Source organism: Brevibacterium paucivorans (assembly GCF_016907735.1).
Classification (GTDB): Bacteria; Actinomycetota; Actinomycetes; order Actinomycetales; family Brevibacteriaceae; genus Brevibacterium; species Brevibacterium paucivorans.
In genome coordinates this window covers 546,466-562,547 of sequence record NZ_JAFBCP010000001.1, presented here as the reverse complement: position 1 = coordinate 562,547, position 16,082 = coordinate 546,466, and the positions used below count along the sequence as shown (strand labels likewise).

Sequence of the window (16,082 nt, the reverse complement as noted above, 5' to 3'; positions counted from 1 at the left end):
CTTTTGCGCTTAATGAGCGTCACCGTATAGAATGTTTCTCGCCTCGGCGAGGGAGGAAAGACTTCTCCGTTATCGACGCGGTTATTCGTGAAGGTGTTATCTGACCGCGAAAACTGTCGCCGTGGTTTGGATAAACCACACGAAAGGACATCATGGCTGACATTAAGCTCGAAGCCGAACTCCGTGAGAACTACGGTAAGGGATATGCCCGCCGTACCCGTGCCGCTGGACGTGTTCCTGCAGTGCTCTACGGTCACGGATCCGAACCTGCTCACCTCTCATTTGACGGCCACGCCATTATGATGGCGATGAAGAACCCAAACTCGCTGGTCGAGATCTCGACTGCTGATGGCAAGCTCAAGAGCCTCGCAGTTGCTCGTGACATCCAGCGCCACCCGGTTCGCCGCGACATCATCCACGTTGACTTCATCATCGTGAAGCGCGGTGAAAAGATTGAGGTTGACATTCCAGTTTCGCCAGTTGGCGACGCTGCTCCTGGAACCCTTGTTTCGGTTGAAACCCAGACTCTGCGTGTTATGGCAGACGCCACCCAGATTCCCGAACACTTCGAACTCTCCATCGAAGGACGCGAAGTTGGTGACCACCTCCTTGCAAAGGATGTGAAACTGCCAGAAGGCGTCGAACTGGTTGACGACGAAGACATGATGCTCATCCACGTCGCAGCTGAAATGACCGAAGCTGAACTCGAATCTGAGCTCGAATCCGAAGCAGTCGACGAAGAAGTTGCAGCATCAACCGGTGCTGAGCCTTCCGACGAAGCTGCTAAAGAATCATCTGACGACGAGTAATCGCCGTAAACTGAGTGGGGTGTGCATAGTGCGCACCCCACTTTTTTACATCGAAGGACGGCATGCGATACCTGATTATTGGTCTGGGTAATCCGGGTCCACGTTACGCGGGTACCCGGCACAACATCGGACACATGGTGCTAGACGAACTCGTACGCAGGTGCGGGGCCACACTGGGGTCCACGAAAACTCGAGCCGTCGCGGCAAGTGTGGCCGACCTCGGCGGGGTTGTGGGTACCAAGTCCGTCCTGATGAAGTCCGCAACCTACATGAACGAATCCGGGCTTCCCGTGCGCCAGCTGGCTGACTTCTATTCGATTGACCCTGACCACGTGATCGCTATTCACGACGATGTGGACCTGCCGTTTGACTCGATCAAGCTCAAACTGGGTGGGGGAGAAGGCGGGCACAATGGCCTTCGGTCGATGAGCAAGCACCTGGGTACCCGCGACTACTTGCGGGTGCGCGCCGGAGTGGGCCGACCGCCCGGACGCATGGACACGGCAGACTTCGTGTTGCAGAACTTCTCAAGTACGGAACGCAAAAACCTGCCCATTTTTGTCTCCGACTGTGCCGACGCCGTTGAAGACTTGGTGCTTAAAGGGCTCACGGAAGCCCAGCAGCGGTACCACTCGCGTCAGAGCTAGTCCAGGTTCCGGAGGATGGCGTCAAGTTCCGGGTCCCCGGTGCCAGCTGTTGTCCCGCCGGTCGCTCCAGTGGAGCCGGCCCGAGGTCGTTGCGACTTCCTGTTCCCGGCCCACTTGAGGATGACCCAGGCTGCGCACACTCCGCCAATGAGCCCAAAGAGGTGCGCTTGCCAAGAAATGTGGCCCAACCGGGGGAGAACGCCAAACAGCATGGCGCTGCCATACACCCCAATAACAACCAGGGAAATGATTCCGCGCGTAATGCGTCCTGACCACGTGCGTGCGAAGAACGCGGCGACAGCAAGGTACCCAAAATAGCCGAACACCAAACCAGAGGCCCCAACCGTGACGGTACCCGGTTCGTTGAGAAAAAACGTGCCAACAGCGCTTGTGACCATGACAATCCCTGTCACGGCCCAGAAACGCGCAACCCCGTCGGCAACGACCAGCCCGCCTAACACCAGGAACGGAAGCGAGTTCGCCAACAAGTGAGGCCACGACGAGTGCAAGAACGGCATGGTGAAAATCCCATACCAGTGCGAAAAGTCCCACGACCGTAGTCCTGCGCCGTTGAACCGGATGGGAATCACAAAGTCAGAAATGCGGATCAGCCACATGACCGCGAGCATGATGAGGGGAGACGCTAAGCGTTTCGCAACATCGACCCCGATTGCACCCAAACTGTCTTCGTCACCTGATTTGTGCGACTGGCTCATGTAACAAGTGTTTCACAGGTAGACTGACGGCGTGTCTTTGACGGGAATCTCTGCAAGCGTGTCCGAACTCCCCGGCTTCACCCAAGCCGTCGATGCCCTCAAAACAGATCCAGGAGGGTCCATCGATGTGGTGAAGGGCCTGTGGCCGTTCCTCATCGCTCAAGCAAGCGCGACCGCTCCTGTAGTGGCCGTGACATCGACAGGGCGGGAAGCCGAAGAACTTACCGAAGCTCTCGCCGACCACCTGGCTCCCTCATCTGTTGCGTTCTTCCCCAGCTGGGAAACCCTGCCACATGAACGCCTTTCGCCCCGGTCGGACACAGTGGGTAAGCGCCTGTCCGTGTTGCGCGCGCTCAGCCACCCCGGCGAACGTCCACTGTCCGTCGTCGTCACCACGGTTCGCGCGCTCTTACAGCCGATCGTGAAAGGGCTGGGTGACCTGGAACCCGTCACCATCAAAGTGGGTGACGAACACGATCTGACAGAACTCGCTGAACGCTTGTCACATTTGGCGTATTCGCGCGTCGACATGGTGTCGCGAAGGGGAGAGTTCGCCGTCCGAGGCGGCATTATCGACATCTTTCCGCCCACCGAAGATTCGGCACTGCGCGTCGAGTTCTTCGGCGATGAGGTAGAAGAGATCCGGCGGTTCTCGGTTGCCGATCAGCGTTCGATCGAGGCTGAAGAAGGTGCCGAGGTGCCCCACGTGTGGGCGCCTCCGTGCCGCGAGGTTCTCTTGTCATCGAAGGTGCGCGAACGGGCCGCGGCCCTGGTTGAGCAGATCCCTGCCGCGGCCGACATGCTCACCAAAATCGCTGACGGTGTTGCCGTGGACGGGATGGAGTCGCTGGCCCCCGTGCTGGCCGACGGCATGGAACCACTGCTCGCCCGCCTTCCCAGCACCACCCGCATTGTGGTGCTTTCCCCCGAAAGGGTCGAAACACGGGCAGCGGACCTCGTGGCGACAACAGACGAGTTCTTGGCGGCCGCGTGGACCTCTGCCACCTCGGGAGGAAAGGCCCCCATTGACCTGTCCCCGGCGAGCTTCCGCACTTTGGAGGAGACCCGCACGGCCGCAGACCAACTCAGCCTTCCATGGTGGGAAGTGGGCGGGTTCGCCCGCGATGAAGAGCTGGTGGAGGTCACGGACAACCACGTCACGATCGACGCCCGCGAACCGCGCGGTTACGCAGGCGACGTTGAAGCGGTGCTCACCGACGTGCGTGACCACGTTTCGCACGAGTGGAACGTGTACGTACTCACGGAAGGTAAAGGCTCGGGCGAACGGCTTGTCGAGGTGTTCTCGAGTGCGGACATCCCAGCGCACTTTGAACCGGTGATCGAGGCTCCCGCGCCGGCGGCCACCGTCACCGTGACCACGGCCGCCACGTACGCGGGATTCGTGAGTGAGACCGCGAAACTTGCCGTTCTCACCGAGTCCGAGGTGTTGGGCCGTTCCGTGCAGAACAGTCGCCAAGGGCGTAAGTCCCTTCCGCGCAGGCGTCGCCGTGGGCAGGTGGACCCGCTTGACCTGAAGCCAGGCGACTATGTGGTTCACGAACAGCACGGAGTGGGGCGCTTCGTGGAGCTGGTTCAGCGCACCACACGCAAGGGTAAGGACTCGCTGACCCGCGAATACTTAGTGATCGAATACGCGCCGTCCAAACGTGGCCACCCGGGCGACCGTTTGTTTGTGCCGTCCGACTCGCTCGATCAGGTCACCCGCTATGTGGGTGGCGAGAGCCCATCCGTCAACAAGATGGGCGGGGCCGACTGGGCGAAGACCAAACAGCGCGCTCGCAAAGCGGTCAAGGAGATCGCGGGCGAGCTGGTGCGACTGTACTCGGCGCGCATGGCTTCGCAAGGCTTCCAGTTCTCACCGGATACGCCGTGGCAGCGGGAGCTGGAGGACGCGTTCCGGTACGTCGAAACCACTGACCAGCTCACAACGATCGACGAGGTGAAAGAGGACATGGAGAAGCCTCTCCCCATGGACCGTCTGATCTGCGGTGATGTGGGTTATGGAAAGACCGAGGTGGCAGTCCGGGCCGCTTTCAAGGCAGTTCAGGACGGCAAGCAGGTGGCGGTGCTGGTTCCCACCACTTTGTTGGTTCAACAGCACTTTGAGACGTTTAGGGAACGGTACGCGGGATTCCCCGTCACAGTGGGTAAGCTTTCACGTTTCCAGACTCCAAAGGAGTCACAGCAGACCAAGGACGACATTCATTCCGGCAAGCTCGATGTGGTGATCGGAACTCACCGTCTGCTGTCCGGTGAAGTGCGTTTTAAAAACCTGGGCCTTGTCATCATTGACGAAGAGCAGCGCTTTGGGGTGGAGCACAAAGAGACACTCAAAGCGATGCGCACAAATGTGGACGTGCTTGCGATGAGTGCGACTCCGATTCCACGCACGCTGGAAATGGCTGTGACGGGAATCCGTGAAATGTCTACACTGGCCACTCCGCCGGAGGAGCGCCACCCCGTGCTCACCTACGTGGGCAAATATGAGGAAAAGCAGGTCACTGCAGCGATTCGCCGTGAACTTTTGCGCGAAGGTCAAGTGTTCTTCATCCACAACCGTGTCCAAGATATTGATGCGGTAGCCACCCGGATAGCCGAACTTGTTCCGGAAGCTCGCATCGCTGTTGCGCACGGAAAAATGGGCGAACAGCAGTTGGAAAAAGTGATTGTCGACTTCTGGGAAAAGCAGTACGACGTGTTGGTCTGCACCACGATCGTGGAGACCGGAATCGACATTGCGAACGCCAACACGCTGATCGTGGACCGGGCCGACCGCATGGGCTTGTCCCAACTCCACCAGCTCAGGGGCCGCGTGGGCCGTGGCCGGGAGCGCGCATATGCGTACTTCCTCTACCCGTCCGACATCGAACTGACCGAAACCGCTCACGACCGCCTCGAAACCGTTGCCGCCCACACCGAACTGGGCGCGGGTATGCAGGTGGCGATGAAAGACCTCGAAATCCGAGGTGCCGGGAACCTGCTGGGCGGCCAACAGTCCGGGCACGTCGAAGGCGTGGGCTTCGACCTGTATGTGCGCATGGTGGGTGAAGCGGTCGCTAACTTTAAGGGTGAAGCAGAAGAAGAGCTCCCGGAAATGCGGATCGAGCTCCCCATCGACGCGCACCTGCCAACCACTTACGTCGAGCAGGAACGGTTGCGCTTGGAGGCGTACCGCAAACTGGCAACGGCAACCGATGAGACTGCTGTGCAAGAAGTCCTCGCCGAACTCACCGACCGCTACGGGCCGTACCCGCCAGAAGTCGCGGTGCTGGCCGATGTCGCCCGCCTGCGTATCCGCGCACGCGCCTCCGGAATCAGCGACATCGTTGCGCAAGGAAACAACATCCGATTCGGACCCGTGGAACTCGCCGATTCGCAAGTCGTACGACTCAAACGCCTCTACCCGCGGTCCCTCATCAAACCCGCGGTGCGTTCCGTGCTGGTACCCAAACCCACCTCGGGACAGGGATTCGCCGCCAGCGACGTCACGGACGTGGCCCTGCTGGAGTGGTGCATGAAGTTCCTCAACGCGATCCTGCCGGTCGAAAAGGCGGACAGTGAAACGGCAGGCGACGATAAGCCAGACAGTGGCGGCGGCGAAAAGGGGGAGTCGTGACGCAGTGGGAGCCGGTCGACCCTGAAACCCTGTCAACGGCCGAGGTCGTTGCCTACTTGCGTGCTCGCTGCCCCTGGGCGGCCGCGCACACGCATGCCAGCCTGGCCCCGTACCTGTTAGAAGAGACGTACGAACTGCTCGACGCGATCGAGGAGTACACCACAAACCCCGGCTCCGCGACCCGCTCGGAACTAGTCGGGGAACTGGGCGATGTGGCATATCAGGTCCTTTTCCACGCGGCACTGCTCGACCAGCCCAACGCGACACCCACCTCGGCGTGCCCACCCACCGGAAACTACGTGAGCCCCCGCGCCATCACCGAGGTGGGGGACAGGTTGCGCGCGAAAGTGGTCCGGCGTCACCCGCACGTTTTTGAGACCACCGGCCCTACCAGCATCGAGGATGTCGAACGGGCCTATGAACGCATCAAAGCAGACGAAAAACGGGACGCCCGCAACGACGCCACTGAAGACGATGTCACTGAAGATGCGCACGAGGGTGATAACTTGGCCCGTGACGCATGCGCGTCGATCCCAGCCAGCATGCCGGCGCTCGCCCGGACGCAAGCGGTACTGGGCCGCTTAGACCGGGTGGACCTGAGCGCAGGGCGTAGCGAGGACGTTCCCGGTACACCGGAGCCTGCGGACGAAGATGTCACAGAAACCGCCATAGGCCAGGAACTGTTAGCAGTTGTCCAGAAAGCGCACGCGCACGGGATTGACGCCGAAGGAGCTTTGCGTCGCGCCACCGACGCACTTATCGACGAAAGAGGTAGTCGTGCATCAACCGACACGCATTGAGATCGGCGGGACATTTAACTTCCGCGACATTGGGGGCTGGGACACGCCCGCTGGTCGCGTGGCGCAGGGCAAGGTGTTTCGCTCAGACGGGCTGTCTTCTTTGACTGACGACGCGCGGGCACGTCTGCAGGAGATGGGGATTGTCACGGTGATCGACCTGCGTGAAGAGCGGGAACGCACTAACGCGCCCAATGCGCTGGGAGATTTGCAGGTCAACCACGTTCACGCGCCACTGTTTGGCAACCGGCTCTACCCCGCTGACCGTGAACGACCAGACCGGATTGTGCTTGAGAAGCGTGACTTGGAGACCTTGTACGGTGTTCTGCTCGATCATTTTGCCCTCAACGTCGCGCACGTGATTGACCTGGTTGCCAATGCCCAAGGGCCATTGGTGTACCACTGTTCGGCTGGAAAAGACCGCACCGGGGTGGTCACGGCGTTCATCCACGAACTCGTAGGGGTCGCGCGCGACGATGTGGTGACCGACTACAACGCCACAGAGCAATTCTTGGGCGAAGAATTTTTGGCTGCCATCAGTGCAAACTTCGCAAACGCGGGCATTGTGGCCAACCTGTCAGAGACCGCAACCCAAGCTCCACGCGTCTACATGGACAACATGCTGCGGCGAGTAGACGACGAATTCGGGGGAGTGGAGCAGTTCCTTTTATCGGGTGGAATGAACACAAAAACGCCGGATCTGCTCCGCCAGAAACTGCTTGTAGATTAGAGTTACGACTGAAGCCTCTCGACGTGTGTAAAAGGAGACACCATGGCACAGATCATCGCGGCTAACGCTCGTGAAATCCTAGACTCCCGCGGCAACCCCACTGTCGAAGTTGAGATCCTTCTGGAGGACGGAGCAATCGGTTCCGCATGCGTCCCTTCCGGTGCATCAACCGGTGAATGGGAATCTGTTGAACTTCGCGACAACGACCCAGAACGCTACGACGGCAAGGGTGTCCTGTCCGCTGTTGACTCTGTCCTCGACGAGATCCACGACGCAGTTGCAGGTATCGAAGCCGACGACCAGCGCATTATCGACCAGACGCTGATCGACCTCGACGGAACGTCAAACAAAGAACGATTGGGCGCCAACGCGATCCTGGGAGCCTCACTTGCAGCAGCTCACGCGGCAGCCCGGTCCGTAGATCTCCCACTTTTCCGCTACCTGGGTGGCCCCAACGCACACGTCATGCCCGTACCCATGATGAACATCCTCAACGGTGGAGCGCACGCCGACTCCAACGTTGACATCCAGGAATTCATGATCGCGCCTATTGGTGCAGCGACCTTCCGCGAAGCACTCCAGTGGGGTGCCGAGGTCTACCACGCACTTAAGAAGGTTCTCAAGGCCAAGGGTCTGGGAACTGGCCTGGGTGACGAAGGTGGGTTTGCGCCTAACCTCGAATCCAACGCGCAGGCACTCGACCTCATCATTGAAGCAATCCAGGCGACCGGTCGCACACCAGGTAAGGACATTGCACTCGCTCTTGACGTTGCGTCCAGTGAATTCTTCAAGGACGGTTCGTACTCCTTCGAAGGTGCGCAGAAGTCCGCGGAAGAAATGACTGCGTACTACACCGAACTCGTGGAAAAGTACCCGCTTGTTTCAATCGAAGACCCACTGGACGAAAACGACTGGGACGGATACGTCCACCTCACGGAAACCTTGGGCGACCGAGTTCAGCTGGTGGGTGACGACCTCTTCGTGACCAACCCTGAACGCCTGCAGACCGGTATCGAAAAGGGTGCCGCTAACTCACTTCTGGTGAAGGTCAACCAGATTGGTACCCTGACCGAAACTCTGGAAGCTATTGCACTGGCACACACCAACGGCTACACCACCATGGTGTCCCACCGCTCCGGTGAAACCGAAGACACCACGATTGCCGACCTTGCAGTAGCTACCAACGCCGGACAGATCAAGACCGGTGCGCCTGCTCGTTCGGAACGTGTAGCCAAGTACAACCGTCTGCTGGTGATCGAAGAGTTCTTGGGTGATGCAGCTCGTTACGCAGGAGCTAGCGCGTTCCCACGTTTCAACGCATAAACAGCTCCGCGGATAATCAACACACCCGCGAATAGCCTTCGCGTTTGAGGAAAAGCACGGCACACTACAAGTGTCGTGCTTTTCCCTTCCCCTACGCGCGAATGACGAGGTCCCATGAGCAAGAAACCGCAGAGTCGCCGTGCGACCTCGTCCTCAGAAACTTCCGGTCGCACATCAACCTCTGGTCGCCCAACGCGTCGCAAGCGTTTGAGCTTTGGGCGCAAAGCGACCCTCGTGGCAGTTTTTCTTCTGGTCGGGCTCATGTTCGTGCCCACTGTGAGCACAGGTATCCGGCAAGCACAACAGATCAGTGCTTTGGAACGCGATAACGAAGCGACCGAACAAGAGATCAAAGACCTTGAGAAGAAACAACGGGATCTTAAAGACCCCAAGTACATGGAACGGCGTGCGCGGGACGAATACCATTACGCCAAACCGGGCGAAAAGATCTTTATCGTAGAATCTGACAAGAATGAGCACGCTTCAACGAACCAGGCAAATAAAGGTGAACGGCAACGTCCCTGGTATGTTGAACTTTCGGACTCTCTCAAGACCGTGGGGCTAGCAACGGAGGAATAACAATGGTTGGCCTGGCCAGTAAGGCAGATTTAGAAATTGTGCGCCAACAGTTGGGCCGTATCCCCAGGGGAGTACTTGGTATCGCTGCTCGATCAGTCACCGGGGAACCACTCGTTATTGCAACAGCACCTCGTCTTGAAGACGGCTCGCCGTTCCCCACAACCTACTATTTGACCCACCCCGCTTATGTTGCGGAATGTTCACGCCTCGAGGCCTCCGGGATCATGTCGGAGTGGACTCAAGAGCTTGCAGAGGACGAGGAGCTGGCTGCCCAGTACGTGGAGGCTCACCGCGCGTACTTGAGCGACCGCAAAACACTGGGAGACGAAGCCGGTATCGAGTTCGTCGAAGAAATCGCCGACTTTTCCGCCGGCGGGATGCCCAACCGGGTGAAATGTCTGCACGCTCTAGTTGGTCACGCGCTCGCTGCCGGGCCGGGTGTCAACCCTATTGGTGACCGTGCAATTGAACGAATGAACAACGTTCCGGGGGTGCAAAAATAATGCGAGTTGCTGCGATCGACTGCGGAACCAACTCAATCCGCCTCCTCATCGCCGACACAGATGGCACCGCGCTAACCGATGTGGTGCGCGAAATGCGCGTTGTGCGACTAGGGCAAGGCGTCGACGCAACGGGCGCTTTTGCCCCAGAGGCACTCGAACGAACCTTCGCAGCAATCGACGAATACGCTGAACTCATCACAGGCCACGGTGCGGAACACGTCCGCTTCGTTGCCACCTCGGCCACCCGCGATGCCGCCAACCGCGAAACGTTCTTTGCCGGCGTACGCGAACGCTTGAGCATCGACGCGGAAGTCATCACTGGTGAAGAAGAAGCCGAACTGTCTTTCATCGGAGCAACCGCCGGGCTGGGTGCCAGCGTGGACTACCCGGCACTCGTCATGGACCTGGGTGGCGGCTCAACCGAGTTAGTGCTGGGCACGGACGTCGTTGACAGTGCGTTTTCGATGGACATCGGGTGCGTGCGCATGACGGAACGCCACATGCACTCAAACCCGCCTACCGAGCAGGAAATCGCGGCGGCGGTGGCCGACATTGACGAGTGGTATGACCGCGCACGCCAAACAGTCGAGACCTCGCAGGCACGCACTCTGGTGGGAGTAGCCGGGACTATCACCACGGTCACGGCGGCATATTTGGATCTGCCAGCGTATGACCCGCACGCCATTCACGGCGCGCAACTTGAGGTGGACCGTGCCCTGGGTACCTGTCAGAAGCTCGCCACCATGACACGTGAGGAACGGGCTGCGCTACCGTACATGCATCCCGGGCGCGTTGATGTCATTGGTGCCGGCGCGACCGTGTTCTCTCGCCTCATTACGCGCATTGTCGCCGATGCGCCGGGACTCACGATTCGCACCAGTGAAACCGACATTTTGGACGGAATTGCGCTCGGCGTGGCGAGGTCACGTGCCTAAACTCCGCCAGATCCTGTGTTCTGTCGCAATTCTGGCCCTGGGTGGTTCGCTGTTGAGCCCCGGTGCGCCGGCACAGGCTGCCCCGAAGGCGTCGCCAGGTCAGTGGTTCATTGAGTCGTACGGAATCGACAAAGCCTGGGAAAGTACCACTGGGAAAGGCGTCAAAGTCTCCATCATTGACTCCGGGGTGAAAGGCGATCACGAAAACCTCACGGGCAAAGTTGTGGGCGCAAAAGACTTCTCCGGGTCAAATACCGACGGTCAAACGCCCGTGGGGCCCAAAGACACCGTGCGTCACGGTACCGCCGTTGCGGGTGTGATCGCAGGTAACGGTTCCAATCTGGGGCCGCGAGGTGTAGCACCAGACGCTGAACTTCTGTCGGCATCCATGTGGCTGGGTTCAGGCGGGCCGTCGGATGCGCCTTCTTCGCGCGAGCAGGCGGCTGACGCGATCAAATGGTCGGTGGACAACGGTGCCAAAGTCATCAACATGTCCTTAGGGTGGGCAGATCCCGCGTGGCCAGAACAGTGGGATGAAGCGTTCGCTTACGCATACAAGAAGGACGCCGTGATCATTGCGTGCGTGGGTAACGCCTCCCAGGGTGCGACCCGTGCATGGTCGCCGGCCACGGTTCCCGGAGTTGTAGGTGTTGGGGGCCTGAAAAAAGACGGCTCGCTTGATTCGGAATCAACCGCTCCAGGTATTGCCGTGGATCTCATGGGGCCGGCCCAGAAAATTCCGGTTCCGTACTATGAGGGTGGGTACGCCGAGGCGGAAGGTTGTTCGTTCGCTGCCCCCTTTGTGTCCGGTGTGGCTGCTCTCATTCGTTCCAAACATCCCGACTATTCGGCCGATCAGGTGGTGGAAGTCATGACGTCTACTGCGAAACCTGTCAAGGACCACGACCAGAAGAAACCCGTCGATCCGATCGTTGGGTACGGGCGTATCGACCCCGTGGCTGCCCTTGAGGCTCGGCCTGGCAAGAAAGTGGCGTCGGCAAAAGACGAGCTCGCAGAATGGGTACGCATGCACCGTCGCGCCCAGCAGTCGCCCAAACCCGGCCAAGACGCCATCGTCGACTCAGCAGACAAACCGGGAACCACCTCGGCCCATCAACCCACCCCACACGACCGAAACGAACTCCCATGGTTGGACCTGACCCCTGTTTGGTAGACACCTCTGATTCCGGCTGTGTTGAGTCGGGGAAAGGTAATCTACCTCCATGCCTAGGAAGGTTTATTCGGATCAGTTCAAGCTCGACGCGGTCGCGATGTACGAGAACGATCCACAGGTGTCGTTGAACGCTGCGGCCGCTGATTTAGGGATCAACCGCTCCACGCTTCGCGTATGGGTTGATAAGTACGGAACTGGCACGAAACCCCAGCTTTCAGCGGGCTTACGTGCTGATCGTGCGAGGCAACTGACCGATGCTGAGAAGCTACGTCAGCTGCAACAGGAAAACGCCCGCCTGAAAGAAGAACGCGATATTTTGTGTAAGGCAGCCAAATATTTCATGGAAGAGACGAACTGGTGATCCGCTTCCGGTTCGTTGATGACCACCGCACCGATTACTCGGTCAAGCGGATGTGCACCGTACTCGGGTTAAACCGCAGCTCCTACTACAAATGGAAAGCTAGCAGCGCCCAGCGGCACCGCAGACTGGTTGATGATGCCATACTCGGAGCCAAGGTCCAGGCCATCTTCGACGACAAGAGGCAGCTCTACGGCGCAAAACGCATTGCCGCCGAGCTGACTTTCAACGATGCGTACAGTAGCACCGGACCGGTCAACCATAAGCGCATCGCCCGGATTATGAGGAAGCTTCAGCTGCGCGGCTACACGAAAAAACGTAAGGTCACGACAACGCAGCGTGAGCGTCATCGCTTTATATTCGCTGACCTGGTCAAGCGTAACTTCACTGCGCCAGCTGCCAATAGGATCCTCGTCGGCGATATTACCTATCTGCCGATCGCAGACGGGTCGAATATGTATCTGGCTTCTGTGATTGACTGCTACTCGCGGATGCTCGTCGGCTTCGCGATCGCAGACCACATGCGCACCGACCTCGTCGAAGAAGCGCTCGAGCATGCTCGCCGTACCCGTGGCAGTCTCTCCGGGGCGATCTTCCACTCAGATCATGGCAGCGTGTATACCTCATCGCAGTTTCAGGCTGTCTGCCGAAGACTCAACGTCACCCAGTCGATGGGAGCAGTTGGCAGCAGCGCTGATAATTCACTCGCGGAGTCGTTTAACGCGGCGTTGAAACGAGAAGTGCTCAAAGACCAGAAAGTCTTTTCCAATCAGCTAGTCTGCCGGCGCGACGTCTTCGCATGGTGTGCGCGCTACAACACCACCCGAAGGCATTCCTGGTGCAAGTACCTCACACCCATTGAGTACGAAACTCACGCTTCCTAACAATGCGCTAGAGTAAAGCCAATAATTTCACCCCCACGGTGTCTACTTTCCGGGGGCCGGGCCCGTTCTACGTGCCACTCATGGGCGTAGGAGCCACGCTGATTGTGGTTGGGGCGATCGCGTGGCAGTCGCAAAACCGGCGACGAAAAAACGCCTCGGAAAAGACGTGATGAACATTTTGGGTGCGCGTTCGTGAAAGATCGCATCAAGCGATAGCATGAGACCATGGCTTTGATTCGTAATAGCAAATTGCGTCCACGTGTCCTCGTAGTAGGTGGCGGTTACCTCGGACTGGTCACCGCCCAGAACCTGTTGAAGAACCTGGGTCGAGGTGAAGCAACGGTCACCGTTGTTGACCCCAACCCATACATGACTTACCAGCCGTTCCTTCCAGAAGTTGCTGCCGGTTCGATCGAACCACGCCACGCTGTGGTTCCACTGCGCCGCAACCTCAAGGGTGCAGAAGTTGTCACCGGTTACGTTCGCTCCATCAACCACGCAAAGAAGTACGCGGTTGTCGAGCCTGAAGGTGACGAAGCATTCGAACTGGACTACGACCACATTGTGCTGGCCGCCGGTTCGGTTGCACGCGCACTGCCGATCCCAGGTCTGGACGAAGAAGCTATTGGTGTTAAGCGCATTGAAGAAGCTGTTGCTCTGCGCGACCACATCCTCAACCAGCTCGACCTCGCAGCTCTCATGGAGAACGACGAAGAACGTCGCAAGGCTCTGACGTTTGCTTTCGTCGGTGGTGGATTCGCTGGAATCGAAGCGCTCGCTGAAATTGAAGACATGGTGCGTTCGGCTGTTGCCCAGCACGAAACCCTCACCGAAGCCGACGTTCGCTTCGTTCTGGTTGAAGCGGCACCTCGCGTGATGCCAGAAGTTGGCGAAGCGCAGGCACGCTGGGTTGTTGACCACCTGCGTGAACGTGGCGTTGACGTATACCTGGAAACCTTCCTGCAGGACTGCACCAACAAGCGTTGCAAGCTGTCGAACGGTGAAGAGTTCGACGCTGACACCATCGTGTGGAACGCCGGTGTGAAGGCTAACCCACTGCTGGTTGACTCGGACCTTCCGCTGGACGACCGCGGTCGCCTCACGGTTCGCGCTGACCTGCGTGTTGAAGACGAAAACGGTGTTGTTGAAGGCGCATGGGGTGCTGGTGACAACGCTGCTGTTCCAGACCTCTCCGGTGGCGGTGGAGGTGGGTACTGCGTGCCAAATGCTCAGCACGCTGTGCGCCAGGCTCCTGTTCTGGCCGCTAACATCTTGGCTGCTCTGCGTGGCGAAACCGAATTCCGCCAGTACTTCCACAAGTCACTGGGTGCGGTTGCCGGTATGGGTCTGTACAAGGGTGTCGCACAGATGGGTGACTTCGAAACCCGTGGCTTCCTCGCATGGCTCATGCACCGTGGTTACCACGGCTACGCGATTCCTACCGTGGACCGCAAGCTCCGCGTGTTCACCAACTGGTTCCTCAACTTCGTTGCTGGTCGCGACCTCACCGCGTTGAAGGACCTGGACGTGCCACGCAAGAGCTTCGTAGAAGCTGCTCACTCTAAGCCAGCTCCTCGCAAGGAGCCAGCTAACAAGTAAGCGTTAGACGTGTGAGAGGCGACCACGTGTGTGGTCGCCTCTCAAACTGTTGTAGGGTAAAACCCTGCCCCCCATAGTCCAATCGGCAGAGACAGTCGACTTAAAATCGATCCAGTGTGGGTTCGAGTCCCACTGGGGGGACACGCGAAGTCTCGGGACGTCGTTCACTCGATGCCCCGAGATTTTTGTGTACTGGGGCGTTGATGTGTTGCGTCGTTTCGATACACTCGAGTTCGGTTTTGGGGCTCGAGTGTATCGAAAAGTTCCCGCAAGAGTGATGCGGGTCACTAAATGGGGGTATTTGGTGGTCGTTTGGCTACACTCGGCAGATTCGACTGTAGCCAAACGCGCCTCGATGCCCGAGGTGGCCGCAACACGGCATCGGTGAAGTGGCAGAGTCTGTTCTTCGGTTGCCATCGCGGATAGATTGCCGGGAACCTAAGCGCGTTTCGTGTGTTGAGTTTTGTAAACAGGCGTTGCGTTCGTGTTGCTGTAGCTTCAAACGCAAAGGGCAAAGCTCGTATAGTAAATTTGCTCTGTGTCGATGAGGAAAGGAGATAGCCGATGCGCAGGCCAGATGAATTAGACAAGCTCACTGACGACGCTAGAGCTTTCCTTGTCGAGAAACTCAGTCTCACGGATGAAGACCTGTCAGATATTGATTCGCTGATTGAGCATAACGAGACGCATGCGGCGCTGATGGGACTGTACGCGCAGGCTTGTGGTGAGGGTCTTCTCTGGCCGGATCATTTGGTTGAGCAGTTCCGTGATCTTCCTGAACGGTTTGATCTTGAACAGGAGTTTGAAGAGTTCATGGAGTGGCAGGACGAAATCCGAGCGAAGGCTTCAGCAGTACAGCCTGACACTTAAGCGTTATGAGCAGTGATGGGCGCGTGCTGGTAGAAATACGTTTGTTGGAATGAACGAAGTGGGGCACATTGCCCGCGCTTTCAGGTGGCCTGTTATTACAAGGCTTGCGCGGGGGTATCCCCACTCCTACTTCAATCTTACCAACCTGTTGAGATTCGGTACATCAGCATTGAACACAGTGTTTTCCCCTTTTTTACCGCCAGGGGGTTATGAGGCGGGTGTGCCAGGTGTATGGCAAACACGTCTGGCGGTTTTCTCTACAGCTCTGCGCTGCGTTGGACTAGGTGTGTAGAGTAACGTGCCGATTTTGGTCAGAAAACGTGAACAAAACGAACAAAAGGGACGTTTACTCTACAACCCTCCGCGAAGGTTGTAGAGTAAACGGCTTTCGTGCGCACGATGACCTCACAGGTTCTGGGTGTGTCTCATCTTCGTGAGAAGGCAGACCAAGTGAAGCGTTCCGAAGCATTAAGCCAAGCCCAGACGGCGCAATACGAGCGAAACTACGCAACATAATGCGT

At 58.4% G+C, this 16,082-nt stretch carries 15 protein-coding genes and 1 tRNA gene; 15 read left to right on the top strand and 1 reads right to left on the bottom strand.

Translation table 11 applies throughout. The features are described 5' to 3' along the window. The first annotated feature begins 152 nt into the window (after positions 1–152). Positions 153–809, top strand: coding sequence for a 50S ribosomal protein L25/general stress protein Ctc (locus JOE56_RS02685; RefSeq protein WP_204514712.1), 657 nt, complete (start codon positions 153–155; stop codon positions 807–809). Between the two features lie 62 nt (positions 810–871). Next, positions 872–1,456 carry an aminoacyl-tRNA hydrolase gene (gene pth / locus JOE56_RS02680; protein ID WP_204514711.1) on the top strand — a complete coding sequence of 195 codons (585 nt, stop codon included), beginning with the start codon at positions 872–874 and terminating at the stop codon, positions 1,454–1,456. On the opposite strand, the gene JOE56_RS02675 is transcribed toward pth, so the two are convergent. Further along, the gene (locus tag JOE56_RS02675) at positions 1,453–2,172 is read right to left on the bottom strand and encodes a rhomboid family intramembrane serine protease (RefSeq protein WP_204514710.1); all 720 of its coding nucleotides are present in this window, start codon (positions 2,170–2,172) and stop codon (positions 1,453–1,455) included. The genes pth and JOE56_RS02675 overlap by 4 nt on opposite strands. A gap of 31 nt (positions 2,173–2,203) precedes the next feature. On the opposite strand from JOE56_RS02675, the gene mfd reads away from it, so the two are divergent. From mfd to JOE56_RS02615, 13 genes are all read left to right on the top strand, one after another. Further along, entirely contained in the window at positions 2,204–5,809 is a 3,606-nt protein-coding gene (gene mfd, locus JOE56_RS02670) for a transcription-repair coupling factor (protein ID WP_204514709.1), read from the top strand. Beyond that, entirely contained in the window at positions 5,806–6,609 is an 804-nt protein-coding gene (locus tag JOE56_RS02665; RefSeq protein WP_204514708.1) for a MazG nucleotide pyrophosphohydrolase domain-containing protein, read from the top strand. Before mfd ends, JOE56_RS02665 begins: the two co-directional genes overlap by 4 nt. Next, a complete protein-coding gene (locus JOE56_RS02660; protein ID WP_204514707.1) occupies positions 6,587–7,336 on the top strand; it encodes a tyrosine-protein phosphatase in 750 nt (249 codons plus the stop codon). Before JOE56_RS02665 ends, JOE56_RS02660 begins: the two co-directional genes overlap by 23 nt. 42 nt (positions 7,337–7,378) lie before the next feature. After that, a complete protein-coding gene (eno, locus tag JOE56_RS02655; RefSeq protein WP_204514706.1) occupies positions 7,379–8,659 on the top strand; it encodes a phosphopyruvate hydratase in 1,281 nt (426 codons plus the stop codon). A 114-nt stretch (positions 8,660–8,773) separates the two neighbouring features. Then, positions 8,774–9,238, top strand: a complete 465-nt coding sequence (locus JOE56_RS02650) for an FtsB family cell division protein (RefSeq protein WP_204514705.1) — start codon at positions 8,774–8,776, stop codon at positions 9,236–9,238. A gap of 2 nt (positions 9,239–9,240) precedes the next feature. Beyond that, positions 9,241–9,741, top strand: a complete 501-nt coding sequence (locus tag JOE56_RS02645) for a DUF501 domain-containing protein (RefSeq protein ID WP_204514704.1) — start codon at positions 9,241–9,243, stop codon at positions 9,739–9,741. Next, positions 9,741–10,676 carry a Ppx/GppA phosphatase family protein gene (locus JOE56_RS02640; RefSeq protein WP_204514703.1) on the top strand — a complete coding sequence of 312 codons (936 nt, stop codon included), beginning with the start codon at positions 9,741–9,743 and terminating at the stop codon, positions 10,674–10,676. The genes JOE56_RS02645 and JOE56_RS02640 overlap by 1 nt, the downstream gene beginning before the upstream one ends. Beyond that, on the top strand, positions 10,669–11,850 hold the full coding sequence (locus tag JOE56_RS02635) for a S8 family peptidase (RefSeq protein WP_338028612.1): 1,182 nt from the start codon (positions 10,669–10,671) through the stop codon (positions 11,848–11,850). Before JOE56_RS02640 ends, JOE56_RS02635 begins: the two co-directional genes overlap by 8 nt. A 49-nt stretch (positions 11,851–11,899) precedes the next feature. After that, a protein-coding gene (locus JOE56_RS02630; protein ID WP_204514702.1) for an IS3-like element IS3502 family transposase occupies positions 11,900–13,092 on the top strand; the annotation gives its coding sequence in 2 pieces (ribosomal slippage) (positions 11,900–12,188 and positions 12,188–13,092; 1,194 coding nt in all). A gap of 38 nt (positions 13,093–13,130) precedes the next feature. Next, positions 13,131–13,262, top strand: a complete 132-nt coding sequence (locus tag JOE56_RS11430) for a hypothetical protein (RefSeq protein ID WP_275577196.1) — start codon at positions 13,131–13,133, stop codon at positions 13,260–13,262. 55 nt (positions 13,263–13,317) lie between these two features. Next, positions 13,318–14,691: an NAD(P)/FAD-dependent oxidoreductase gene (locus JOE56_RS02625; RefSeq protein ID WP_204514701.1), complete on the top strand. Its 1,374-nt coding sequence runs from the start codon at positions 13,318–13,320 to the stop codon at positions 14,689–14,691. A gap of 67 nt (positions 14,692–14,758) precedes the next feature. Continuing rightward, positions 14,759–14,832, top strand: a tRNA-Leu gene (locus JOE56_RS02620). 423 nt (positions 14,833–15,255) lie between these two features. Next, the gene (locus JOE56_RS02615) at positions 15,256–15,561 is read left to right on the top strand and encodes a hypothetical protein (protein ID WP_204514700.1); all 306 of its coding nucleotides are present in this window, start codon (positions 15,256–15,258) and stop codon (positions 15,559–15,561) included. Positions 15,562–16,082: the final 521 nt, after the last annotated feature.